The sequence below is a fragment of the Arthrobacter sp. Dra40 genome (genome assembly GCF_059091905.1).
Window position 1 is genome coordinate 14,760 of the sequence record NZ_JBNHHB010000013.1, and the last position, 12,099, is coordinate 26,858.

The 12,099-nt window shown below is 67.3% G+C and carries 10 protein-coding genes and 1 pseudogene; 5 read left to right on the forward strand and 6 right to left on the reverse strand.

The genetic code is table 11. The annotated features are described in order from the left end of the window. Positions 1 to 39 precede the first annotated feature (39 nt). Positions 40 to 246, reverse strand: a pseudogene (locus AC5RWT_RS08780) (diacylglycerol kinase family protein); the annotation flags it as partial. A gap of 74 nt (positions 247 to 320) precedes the next feature. On the opposite strand from AC5RWT_RS08780, the gene AC5RWT_RS08785 reads away from it, so the two are divergent. From AC5RWT_RS08785 to AC5RWT_RS08795, 3 genes are all read left to right on the forward strand, one after another. Then, positions 321 to 1,247, forward strand: coding sequence for a J domain-containing protein (locus AC5RWT_RS08785; RefSeq protein ID WP_494045558.1), 927 nt, complete (start codon positions 321 to 323; stop codon positions 1,245 to 1,247). Positions 1,248 to 1,331: 84 nt separating this feature from the next. Then, complete coding sequence (locus AC5RWT_RS08790; protein ID WP_494045557.1) at positions 1,332 to 1,799, forward strand: tRNA (cytidine(34)-2'-O)-methyltransferase; 468 nt, start codon at positions 1,332 to 1,334, stop codon at positions 1,797 to 1,799. A 72-nt stretch (positions 1,800 to 1,871) separates the two neighbouring features. Next, entirely contained in the window at positions 1,872 to 2,459 is a 588-nt protein-coding gene (locus AC5RWT_RS08795) for an anti-sigma factor (RefSeq protein ID WP_494045556.1), read from the forward strand. Positions 2,460 to 2,528: 69 nt separating this feature from the next. Here AC5RWT_RS08795 and AC5RWT_RS08800 read toward each other — a convergent pair whose 3' ends face one another. The 4 genes from AC5RWT_RS08800 to AC5RWT_RS08815 form a co-directional block, all read right to left on the reverse strand. Then, positions 2,529 to 3,257 carry a PIG-L deacetylase family protein gene (locus AC5RWT_RS08800; RefSeq protein ID WP_494045856.1) on the reverse strand — a complete coding sequence of 243 codons (729 nt, stop codon included), beginning with the start codon at positions 3,255 to 3,257 and terminating at the stop codon, positions 2,529 to 2,531. Between the two features lie 23 nt (positions 3,258 to 3,280). Then, the gene (locus AC5RWT_RS08805) at positions 3,281 to 4,225 is read right to left on the reverse strand and encodes an electron transfer flavoprotein subunit alpha/FixB family protein (protein ID WP_494045555.1); all 945 of its coding nucleotides are present in this window, start codon (positions 4,223 to 4,225) and stop codon (positions 3,281 to 3,283) included. A gap of 33 nt (positions 4,226 to 4,258) precedes the next feature. Next, positions 4,259 to 5,074 carry an electron transfer flavoprotein subunit beta/FixA family protein gene (locus AC5RWT_RS08810; protein ID WP_494045554.1) on the reverse strand — a complete coding sequence of 272 codons (816 nt, stop codon included), beginning with the start codon at positions 5,072 to 5,074 and terminating at the stop codon, positions 4,259 to 4,261. A 152-nt stretch (positions 5,075 to 5,226) separates the two neighbouring features. Beyond that, entirely contained in the window at positions 5,227 to 6,753 is a 1,527-nt protein-coding gene (locus AC5RWT_RS08815; RefSeq protein WP_494079950.1) for a S1C family serine protease, read from the reverse strand. Positions 6,754 to 7,087: 334 nt separating this feature from the next. Here AC5RWT_RS08815 and AC5RWT_RS08820 point away from each other — a divergent pair, with 334 nt between their 5' ends. After that, on the forward strand, positions 7,088 to 9,163 hold the full coding sequence (locus AC5RWT_RS08820) for a TPM domain-containing protein (protein ID WP_494079951.1): 2,076 nt from the start codon (positions 7,088 to 7,090) through the stop codon (positions 9,161 to 9,163). 76 nt (positions 9,164 to 9,239) lie between these two features. Next, positions 9,240 to 10,007, forward strand: coding sequence for a PspA/IM30 family protein (locus AC5RWT_RS08825; protein ID WP_494045551.1), 768 nt, complete (start codon positions 9,240 to 9,242; stop codon positions 10,005 to 10,007). Between the two features lie 76 nt (positions 10,008 to 10,083). Here the strand turns inward: AC5RWT_RS08825 and AC5RWT_RS08830 are convergent, their stop codons facing one another. Continuing rightward, entirely contained in the window at positions 10,084 to 11,124 is a 1,041-nt protein-coding gene (locus AC5RWT_RS08830; protein WP_494079952.1) for a hypothetical protein, read from the reverse strand. Positions 11,125 to 12,099: the final 975 nt, after the last annotated feature.

A 12,099-nucleotide genomic window follows, 5' to 3' on the forward strand; every position in this document is an offset into this window, starting at 1 on the left:
CAGCGCACCGTCGTCGTACGCGGTCAACGGGGCAAAATCGTTTCCGCTCCCCGTCGGCTCGATGCCCAGCGGAACCTGCGCGCCCGCCAGCGCGTTGACTGCTAAGTGAACCATTCCGTCCCCGCCCGCCACCAACAGGGCGGAGATCCCGCGGCGCAGCTCGTCGGCCACCATTTCCGCGAGCGCGGTCCACGTCTCCGCCTGCAACTCGACGGCGTGCCGGCCGCGGCGGGCCAGCTGCGGCACGGCAGAGGCGGCCGGTGCGCGGCGGTTACACTGGGCTTCGCGCAGGACCCCCAGATCCTACAGAGAGGCGGCCGGTGACTCCCCCATCCCATTACGATGCCTTGGGGCTGCCGGTCAATGCCACCGCACAGCAGATCAAGGCCGCGTACCGCAGGGCCGCACGCGCCACCCATCCGGACCACGGCGGGGACCCCGACGAGTTCCGCCGCGTGAGCCTGGCCTATGAAGTCCTCAGCAACCCGCAGACCCGGTCCCGCTACGACCGGTCCTACGGCGCCGCCACCGCCCCGGACGCTCGGACGGACAGCGCCGAGTCCTTCGCGGCGTCCGCCGCCCCCCGGCGGGCACCCGGACAGCGCGGGCCCTCGGCGTCGGACGCGCCGGTCTTTGTTCCCGCGTATGGCTCCGCCGAGGCCACCACCGGCCTTGCGGAGAGCATCGCCCGGCAGCAAATCCACGGAGTACCGCGGAAGCGCGGCATCTTCGGTGCCGCCGCCAGGCTGCGCCGCGAAGCGCTGAGCGTGCAATTGATCAGCCGGCAGATTCTGCCCGCCATCCCGTCGGCGCGGCTGGTCAACGGACTGCACTCGCCGGCCGACAACGGTTTCATTGACCACGCGCTGCTGGCCGGCTACCGGTTGGCCCTGATCGATTCGATGCTGCTGCCGCGCGGGAACTTCCGCTGGGACGGGCGCACCCTGCACAAGGACGGCCGCGTGGTGGACCCGCCGCAACTGGCACCGGCGGTGCGGCGGATGCAGGAGCTGTTCCCGGAACTCAATGTCACCGGCTGGATTGTGATCCATTCCGCGGACGGCAACCTGCACGAACCGGTGATCGACTACACCCGCGGCTACGATCCCGACGGAATTGCGCCGGTGCACGTGGTCAACGCCGCCCGGCTGGTGCGCGAAGTCAAGCAGTTCCTGTCCTCCGGGCCGGCATCGAACACGGTGCATGTCCCCTCGCTCGCCCGGCTGCTGGCAGGCATGCACAGCTGACCGGCTGCGGGTCCCGTGGACACTCGGGAGTGCTGGCCGCTCGCCGGTGCGGGCCGGCGCTTCGGCGCGCTTAGGATGGAGTCCGTGTTCCGCATCCTCTTCTACACTCCCGAAATCCCCGGCAATACCGGCAACGCCATCCGGCTGGCCGCGGTCACCGGAGCCGAACTGCACCTGGTTGAACCGCTGGGCTTCACCTTCGAAGACTCCAAACTCCGCCGCGCCGGCCTGGACTACCACGATCTGGCCGTGGTCCACGTCCACGCCAATCTGGAGGCGGCCTGGCAGGCGTTGCAACCGGAACGGGTCTTCGCCTTCAGCTCCGACGGCGAGACCTCCTACACGGACGTCTCCTACGTTCCCGGCGACGTGCTGATGTTCGGCCCGGAGTCCGTCGGGCTGCCGGAAGCGGTCAAGCAGGATGCCCACGTGACGGCCCGCCTGCGCCTGCCCATGCTGCCGTCGCTGCGTTCGCTGAACCTGGCTAACTCGGCCTCGATTGCCGTCTACGAAGCCTGGCGGCAGCACGGCTTCGCCGGGGCGAAGCTGTAGCGCCCGCCGGAAACGGCAGCGTGTCGCCGGCCGAGAAGGCGCGGCGCTCGGGGACCGATAGACTGGCACCCTATGGATACGCCACAGCCATCTGATCGCCTGGCCAGCCCCGGAAACTCCACCGAGGGGAACGACTACGCAGCAGCGGATGAGGACCATTCCGTACTGCACGCCGACCAGTTGACCGGCGGAGCAGACGAGGACGAGCGGCGGCCGATGCCCGCGGTGACCAAGTGGCTGTTGCTGGCCCTGGCTGCCATCGTGGTGATCGTTGGTGCCATCGCCGTGGCCGGAGCCCTGGGCGGCACCTCTGACCAGGACGTTGCCGACGCTCCGGACGTGGTCACCAGCCAGCAGGAAGTCTACGGTGGCGGCACCGTCGACGCCTCGATCTCACTCGGCAAGAACGCTGCTGTCCTGACGTTCAACGACGTCGCGGCGTCCGAGGGGCGCACGTACCAGGTCTGGCGGGTCCCGCTGGACGGCTCCGCGCCGGTATCCGCCGGCACCATTGAGGCCGCGGACATCACCGCGGGGAACCCGGTAGTGATCGACGGCATCTCCACGACGCGCGAACTGGCCGTCTCGGTCGAGGCACCCGGCGGGGCCGAGTCCCCCAGCCTGCCGTTCGCCGTCGTCATTCCCACTCCGGCCGGCTAGCCTGCGCCGCTGCCGGACGACGGGATCCGGCAGCGCAGGCCCTGCCACCGTGCCGGCGCGCTGCCGGCGTCAGAATCCGGCGATCGTCTCCGGGGTATTGATTCCGACCACGTGGAAAGCCTCCGCGCTGCGGCCTGCCGGGAGCCCACCGCGCACGGCGTTCTCCACCAGATTCTGCCGCACACGGGCGTCCATGCCGGCCAGGTCAGGGTGCTGGCTTGCGTGGATCCGGATGGCGGCCAGTTTGGTGTCTACCCAGTCGGTGATGTCCACAAAATGGTTCTCCCGTTCTCCGGGGCCGCCGTAGAACCACAGATAGGGCACCTTGTAGGCAGCCAGCCCTGCCTCGAGCAGTTCCGGATACGCGTACGGGTTTTCCACCGCCGGGTAGATCGCGCGAGTCACGATCTCACCGCAGGCCAAATGGTCCGGATGGCTCTTTTGGATCCGGTCCCAGGCCCGCTCCGGGTGCATGGACAGCACGATGTCGGGACGGATCCGCCGCATCAGCTCCACCGTCTGCCGGATCACCTCGTGGGTGGGCTCCAGATAACCGTCGGGCTGGTGCAGGAAATGCAGGTCGGTCACGCCGGCCAACGCCGCGGCCTTCGCCTGCTCGGCCGCCCGCAGTTCCACAATGCCGGCCCGCTGGTCGTCGTCGAAGCCGCCGGCATCGCCGTCGGTCATGATGCAGTAACTCACCTGCACGCCCGCGGCCGTCCAGCGGGCGATGGTGCCCGCCGCCCCGAAATCCAGATCGTCCGGGTGTGCGGCAAAGACGAGCACGCGTGCCGGCATAAACTCCGCAGCCGTCACCGCGGCTAGCCCTTCCGCCGACGGATCTCGGCGGCGGCCTGGGGCAAGACGTCAGCCAGGTCGCCGACGATGCCGAAGTCGGCAATCTCGAAAACCGGCGAGTCGGCGTCGTTGTTGACCGCCACAATCACCTTGGCCGTCTGCATGCCCGCCTTCTGCTGGATGGCGCCGGAGATGCCGGCCGAGACATACAGCTGCGGCGAGACGGTCTGGCCGGTCTGGCCCACCTGTGCCGAGTGCTCGATCCAGCCGGCATCGGTGGCGGCCCGGGACGCGCCCACCGCCCCGCCCAAGGCGTCGGCCAGGTCTTCGATCGGAGAGAAGTCTCCGCCGGTGCCGCGGCCGCCGGCCACCACCACGCGAGCTTCGGTTAGCGCCGGGCGACCGCTGGCTGCCTTCTCCGCGCGATGGGTGATGCGGGCCGCGGGGCCGAAGTCCCCGACGTCGACGGTCGCCACCTCCGGCACGGCGGCTTCCGCCGCGGGAGCCTCGGCGACGGCGTTGGCCTTCACGGTGATAATCGGCGTGCCCCTGCCGACCTGGGCCTGCACCGTGTAGGCGCCGGCGAGCACGCTCTTGGTCACGGTCAGGTCGGCGGAGACGCCGATCGCGTCGGTAATGACGCCCGAATCCAGCTTGATCCCGGTCCGGGCAGCAATTTCCTTGCCTTCGAACGTGTTGGGAAGCAGCACCGCGGCCGGGTTGGCTTCACGGGCGGCAGCGGCCACGAAGGCGGCCTTCGGGGCCACCAAGGCGCCGTCCAGGTCCGCGGACGGCCGGTAGATGGTGCCCACGCCGTAGTCCCCGAGCGTGGTGCGGACTGCGTCGGTGAGGTCGCCGTTGAACGCAGCCACCGGCTCGCCGATGCCGCGCGCCAGCGTGAGCAGTTCCAACTGGCCCTTGTGCAGGGCCGGGCCGGGCTGGTCGATAAAAACAAGAACTGTAGGCATGATGCCGATATCCTTCGCGGTTTCCGTGGCGGACTAGAGCAGGTTTTGGGCGGCCAGGAAGTCCACCAGGCGGATGCCGGCGTCGCCCTCATCGGTAATGATGGTTCCCTGCGATCTCGGCGGGCGTGCCTCGGCCGCCCGGACGGCGGTCCAGGCGCCGGCGGTGCCGACCTCAGCGGGCTGGATGCCCAGATCAGCCAGCGTCACCGTGGCAACCGTCTTTTTCTTGGCCGCGATGATGCCCTTGAAGTTCGGGTAGCGCGGTTCGTTGATCTGGTCGGTGACGGATACCAGCGCCGGGAGTTCGGCTTCCAGGCTGTCGGCATGGGTGTCCCCGTCGCGGCGGGCACGGACCGTGGTGCCGTCCACCTCCAGGCTGGCGGCAAAGGTCAGCTGCGGCAGGCCCAGGCGCTCGGCCAACTGCGCCGGGACCAGCGAGGTTTCACCGTCGGTGGACGCCATGCCGGTGAGCACCAAGTCAACGTCGCCGAGGCTGCGGATGGCCGCCGCCAGGACCAGCGATGTTCCGGTCGCATCGGAGCCGGCCAGCGCGTCGTCGTTCACATGCAGGCCTTCAGTGGCGCCGATCTGCAGGGCTTTCTTCACTGCAGTGGCTGCTGCGGCCGGGCCCATGGTCAGCGCAATGACCCGGTTGCCTGCCTTCGGCCCGCCGCGCTCCTCCGCCAACTGCAGGGCGGATTCGATGGCGTATTCGTCCAGTTCGGACAGGATGCTCTCGGACCGGTCCACCGTCGCCGGATCACCGGTCAGGTGGCGGTCGAACTGCGCGTCCGGAACATATTTGACCAGCACCACGATGTTCAAGGCTGTGCCTGCTGCTTTTTGCATCCTCGCTGAGCTTCCTTCCGCCGTCCACAACCCGCGCGGGTGTTGCGGGTCGCTGCAAACACCCTAACCTTACCGGCAACGCCACGTCGGTAAACACTTGCGGCCCCGCCGTGAGGGGCAGAGCCGCATGCGCGTTGCAGGAACTGTGGAGGTCAGGCTTGGCCTTCGCCGAGGGTCACGTCGGCGGTGTGCGTCTCGCCGTCGCGCAGATAGGTGACCTTGACCGTGCTGCCGGCGGCATGTTCACGGATGGCGGCGGTCAGGGACTGGCTGTCGCCGATGACGCGGTTTTCCACGCCGGTGATTACATCGCCCTTCTTCAGCCCGGCCTTCGCCGCCGGCGAATCCTTCACCACCTCGACCACGTCCGCGCCGACCGAGAACTGCGTGTTGCCGGAGGAATTTCCGGAAGCCTTGGCGGTGACCGAGACCCCGAGCATGCCGTGACTGGCCGACCCGTCCTTGATCAGTTCCTGGGCAACCCGCTGTGCGTAGTTGCTGGGAATGGCGAAGCCGACGCCGATGCTGCCGCTGTCTTGACTGGCGGACGCGATGGCCACGTTCACGCCGATGACCTCGCCTTTCGTGTTCACCAGTGCGCCGCCGGAGTTGCCGTGGTTGATGGCCGCGTCGGTCTGGATCACGTTCAGGAAGATGCTGCCCTGGTTTCCGGACTGCTTCTCGCCGGGGAACTGGAAGTTGAACTGGTCGCCCGGACTGGGCTGGGCGCTGTCGCCGGAATTTTCCGGAACCGCGGAGGACGAGACACTAATGGTCCGGCTCAACGTGGACACGATCCCGTCCGTGACGGTGCCCGCCAAGCCCAGCGGCGCGCCGATGGCGATGGTGGTGTCGCCGACGTTCAGTTTCCCCGAGTCGCCAAACGTCGCGGGGGTGAGGCCCTGGGCGTCGATCTTGATCACGGCCAAATCCGACAGCGGGTCGGTGCCGACCACCTTGGCCTTGTGCACATTGCCGTCGCTGGTGCGTACCTCGACGTCGGGACTGGACGTCTGGCCGCCGAGGGTCACCACATGCGTGTTGGTGAGGATGTGGCCCTCGGTATCCAGGATGATGCCGGACCCGGAACCGCCGGTGCTGCCGCTGGCCACCGAAATTGTCACTACGCTCGGGGAGGCTTTGGCCGCGGCCGCGGTGATTTCGTTGACCGAATCGGTGTTGTTCACGATCAGCTGCTTGGCTGGGCTGCCGGTGATCGAGGTGCCGGCGGTGCCATCGACCAGTGCCTGCGACCCCACGGCCACGCCGCCGCCGGCCAGACCCGCAAGCAGCATGCCGGCAATCAGCGTCCCGGTGCCGAAACGCTTCTTCGCGCTGACCGCGGTCTGCGGCCCGCCGCCGTAGCCGGCAGATGCCCCCGTGCCGTGGCTGCCGTAGCCACCGTGGCTGGAGGAGGTGTCCCCGCTGTAGGACGGAGCGGCATACTGGCCAAACGCGCCCGGAGCGTACTGGCCGTACTGGAGCGTCGGAGACGTCTGGGGCTGCGTCTGGTCCTGCGCCGGGACCTGCCGGCCTGCATCAGGGGCCGGGGAACTGAACTGCTCGGTGTCGTTGGCAGCGGACCGCTGCTCTCCGGCCCCGAAGGCCGGCGGATTCTGCGGCTGGGGCGGTACTGGCCGCGCGGGCCGCTGCTGCGGGTCCTGATTGTTCTCAGTCATGGCAGGTCCTTTCTTGGTCTGCAGTCCACTATGCATGGCATCGCTGGGATAACGTCGCACGTTTCCTGAAAGGTTTCTGGGAAGAAGCCGGATGCGTACGACGGCGGCGCCCGCCCCCTCCGCGGCGCACAGTTCGCCGGCGGCACGGAGAAACGGCCGCTCCTTCGCCGCCGCGCCGGTGCCGTCGCGTTCGCCGCGGGCGCAGAGCGTCGGTGGACTGCGCCAAATACAGGACCATAGAATCACAATGGCGGATCCGCCCCGTTCGGGGACCGGACCATGCTGACGAGCCGGGGCACCACGGCCCCAGTTTGCGTTTGCCGAAGGGACCTTCATGCGTTCACCGTTCAGGCGTCTGGCGGCCGTAGCCGGCCTGACCGCAGTCTTCCTCGCCCCGGCCGGCCTGGCGCAAGCCGTGCCGCCGGTCGATTTTCCGCCGGGCGAGTTCGTGGTGGACCAGGCCGGTGTGCTGGGCGCCCGGACCGGCGAAGTCGAGGACGCCGTTCGTGAATTGCAGCAGTCCGAAGGCCTGAACGTCTTCATCGTGTACGTCGACGAATTCACCGACCCGGCCGACCGCCAACAGTGGTTGAAGGCCACCTCCGAACTGAACTCGATGGGCTCTGTCGATAGCGTGCTGGCCGTTGCCGTAGACAGCCGCGAATATGTTTTTGAATCTGCCCAGGATAATCCCATCGAGCCCTACGACCAGAACATCGCCCGGTCAATCCGCCCAGCCCTCGGCGCAGAGGAATGGGCGGACGCAGCGCTCAACACGGTGGCCGCCGTCAAAGACGCTGCCACCGGCGGTGACGGATCGGTCAAGTCCGGTGGCGGCCTCTCGCTGGCCCCGGTGCTGCTGATCGGCGGCGTGGTGGTGGTGGGCGGCGGCGCGGCCCTGCTGTATGCCCGATCCAAGCGGAACAAGGCCTCCCGCCGGCAGCCGCAGTTGGTGGCAGGTCCCGACGGCCGTCCGCTCGATCCGCATGACGCCCTGTCCGTGGAAGACCTGCGGAAAAAGGCCGGAAGCCTGCTCGTAGCCGCCGACGACGCGATCAAGTCCAGCGAGCAGGAATTGGGCTTCGCCATGGCGCAGTATGGCGATGATGCGGTGCAGCCGTTCCGAGAGGACATCACGGCGGCAAAGGCCCACATGATGGAGTCTTTCAAGTTGCAGCAGCAGCTCGACGACCACATTCCAGACACCGAAGAGGAGCAGCGAGCCTGGCTGGGCGACATCATCCGCCGGTGTGAAGCGGTCAATGATTCCCTCCAGGCACACAAGGAGGACTTTGACGCACTGCGGGAGCTGGAAAAGACCGCACCGCAGGCACTCGAGCAGGCACGGACCGCGGCTGAGGAGACCCGCGGCCGGTTGGCTGACGGCACGGCCCGATTGCAGGAGCTCCGCGCCCGCTATGCCGACAGTGCGCTCCAGCAGGTCGCGGACAATATCGACCAGGCCGGAGAGCGGTTGGATTTCGTTGAGAACGCGGCCAACACCGCACAGACCAAGCTCGACGAAGGAGACCGCAGCGCCGCCGTGATCGCTGTGCGCGCCGCGGAGGAAAGCCTGCATCAGGCCAACATCCTGCTGGAGGCCATTGCTAAAACGGCCAAGGACCTCGACGACGCCCGCAGCAACATGGAACGGACCGTCGCCGAGGCGGCCCAGGACATCGCCCAGGCCAGGGCCATGATCGCGTCCGGTCAGCACCCCGAACTCACCGGTCCGGTGGCGGGGCTGGAGGCAGCACTGTCCTCGGTCCAGCAGCAGGTCGCCGGAGGACGTGTTGATCCGATCATGATGGTGCAACGGCTTGAGGAGGCCATGGCTCCGCTGGATGCTGCGCTCTCCGGAATCCGGGACAGCCAGGACCGCAACCGGCGTGCCCGCGATTCCCTGCAGCACGCCATCATGTCGGCCCAGGCCCAGATTTCCGGCACGTCCGACTATATTCAGGCCCGCCGCGGTGGGGTGCGCAGCGAAGCACGCACGCGGTTGGCCGAGGCGGAACGCAACCTTGATCATGCACTGGCGATCGCGGACTCCGATCCGGAGCAGGCCCTCAATTACGCCCGGCAGGCCAATGCCCTTGCCCAGCAGGCCAGCCAAATGGCCCAGCAGGACGTGGACGGGTTCGGCGGCATGGGCGGCTTCGGCGGTGGCGGGATGTTCGGCGGCCGAGGCGGCGGATTGGGCGGAGCCATCCTCGGCGGCATCCTGATCGACTCCATCCTGCACGGCGGCCACGGCTCGCACGGCGACGGCGGGTTCTTCGGCGGCGGCGACGGCGGAGGCGGCGACGTTTTCGGCGGTGGCGGCTTCGGCGGTTTTGGCGGTGGCGGCGGCTTCGGCGGTGGCTTCGGCGGGTTCGGCGGCGGAGACGGAGCCGGCGGCAACTTCTAGACCAGACAGGCTGGGCAGCCAACCGGCTGCCCGGAAGGCAAACAGTTCGAGTAAACCCAGATCGAAAGGCATCACCGTGGTAAAGCACTCCATTTTCGGCCGCATCGCACAACTGGCCAAGGCGAACATCAACTCTCTGATCGATCAGGCCGAGGACCCGCAGAAAATGCTGGACCAGATGGTCCGCGACTACACGAACAACATCGCGGAAGCCGAGAGCGCCGTCGCGCAGACCATCGGCAACCTGCGGATGCTGCAGGATGACTACAACCAGGACCTTGAGAGCGCCAATAGTTGGGGCAACAAGGCGTTGGCTGCCAGCAGGAAGGCCGACGAATACCGCTCTTCTGGTCAGGCCTCTGATGCCGAGAAGTTCGACAACCTTGCCAAAGTAGCGATCCAGCGCCAGATTTCCTCAGAGAACGAAGCCAAGGGCGCCGAGCCGACAATTGCGTCACAGACGGAAATCGTCGAAAAGCTCAAGCAGGGCCTCAACCAGATGAAGGGCAAGCTCAATGAGCTGCAGAACAAGCGCGATGAGCTGATTGCCCGCTCCAAGACCGTGCAGGCCCAGACGCAGGTCCACGACGCCATCAAGAGCATCGACGTTCTGGATCCGACCAGCGAAGTCGGCCGCTTCGAGGAGAAGATCCGCCGCGAGGAAGCAAAGGTTCGCGGCCAAGCCGAACTCGCTGCCTCCAGCCTGGATGCCCAGTTCGAAAGCCTGGAAGACCTCGGCGAACAGACCGAAGTGGAGGCACGGCTGGCTGCGCTGAAGGCCGGCAGCAGCACGGCGCCGTCGTCACTGGAGGCCGGCAAGGAAACGACGTCCGAAACCTACTGACCCCTCACCGACTGAGGCGCTTCGAACTGGCTCCGGCCGCAACTGGCGAAGGTGCGGCCGGAGCCATTGTTCACCGTCAGCGGCGAGGCTTCGCCGCCCGGAGGGAGCGGAGGCTCACGGCGCGCCCCGGTCTGGCCTGGAGATCGCGGGCGCGGCGGAGTGCCTTCGGATTGAAATGCCGCGGCCGGTGCTCGTCCGCCTCCAGCGCGGCTGCCATCTTCCCCCGGAACGCGGGCTCTCCCCCGTCCTGCTGCGGCAGCGGACGACGGCGTGCACGCTGCGTGGATGCCGACGCGGGCCTCGGGACCGACGCGGGCCTTGGGGCCGGCGAGGCGGCAGGGACCGGGACAGCAGCCGTGCCGCGAGGAGACTCTCGTCCATCGCTGCTGGGCCGCGGCTTGCGCAGCAGAAGCCAGCCGGTCAGCGCCAGATAAGCAACTGGGATCAACCACACCGGGATGGCCTGCATCACGTCCGTCAGCGCCCCGTGGACACCGTGCGCCGCGTCGATCAGCCGGTCCTCGACCTTGGTTCCTGCGGCGTCCCGCACGGCAAAGAAGGCGTAGTAGGCGGTGCCCAGCCCGGCGAGCAGGAGCAGGTACCCTTGCGCTTTGTCCAAGACGATCCCACTGGCCGGCCACCGCCGCCCGGCAGTGCCTCCCAGCCAGGACGCGGCGGCACAGAGAAGGCCGAACCCGGCGAGCAGGCCGAGGAGGTAGGCGGCGATCTCCACGGCGGCGGCTCCTGCACCGGGACCCAGCTCTCCTTCCATTCTCGCCAGCAGTTCCGGAAGTTGCGGCGCCAACGAAGCCAGACCGGTCACGGCGCCAGCCACGGCGAGGCCGGTGAGCCGGATGAGGGATCCGCCAACCGGCGACGCTGCTTGCAACAGGGGCACACGGCCGCCGGCGATCAGGAAGGATGCCAACAGCACCATCAGCATCCCGGTGCCGGCGGAGACATAAGCAAGGGCGCCCGCCGAAGCCGCCGGACCACCCGGGACCAACAGCGCCACCGAAAACGAGGCAGCGTAGCCGCCGGTCAAAACCAGAGCCGCGGCGGCCGACCAGCGCGAGGCGGCTGACGTCGTGATCCCGGAGGCCCGGGCGGCGACCATCGTGAGCCATACCGGTAAAAACAGCAGGCTGCATGGATTGAATAAGGCTGCTACTCCGGCGGCCACTGCATAGCTGGGCAATGATTCAAGCATGGGATGAACAGCGATCTTTCCAAGGGAAAATCGGGAACGGGTGAAACCATTCTATCGGCACAGCTTTTACCGTCCCCGGCATGCGAAAATCCCGTCCATCAACGCCCGGTCCGGCTCGGTGTGCTGTCTTACTCCGTGGGGTTCAGCACCAGCCCGCAAAATCCTCTAAGTCACGCCAGAAATCGGCACACCCTCGCGGCTGAGGGTAGTTGCTGCGCTCCCCCATCAACCCGCTAACGAAAGGTACAAAGTAGCGGAACGGTCGTTAGGACTGGCCGTCAAGTCGGTGCCGCTGACGGTCGCCCCTGCCGCACCCGCCAGCGTGCTCCGCCACCCCGCGCAGCTACGGCCCAGGCACAGGTGAGATTGACGGAGAAGCTCAATCCATTCTCACAAATGAGAAAAGTAGCGAAAAGTACTTCCGGGAACCATGCAAGCCATGTGCATTCTCATTTGTAAGAATAATCGCGCATTCGAACCCCTCGATCCCGCGTCTCCGTCGACGGAAAGATCAAGAGACCCATGCCCAGCTCCGACCGCAAGCCGCTAGTCGCCTTCGTCGTCCTGACTTTCGCCCTCGCGTGGGGCATCTGGGGCACCGGCCTCGCATTCCAACATGGGCTGCTGCCCTGGAAGCTTCCGGGCGACCCCCTGTCATACCTGGCGATCACGGTCGCAGCTGTCTCGATTACTGCACTGTCAGCCGGCCGGACAGGGCTGAGGGCCCTGTTTGCCCGGATGGCGATCTGGCGGGTGCCCGTGAAGTGGTATCTTGCCGCCCTGCTCATACCCGGCATCCCTGCCTTGGTAGCGATAGGGATACATTTCGCGATAAGGGGGCAGCCACGATATGGGTGCCTTGGTTCCGCCGCCTGCGGTTGC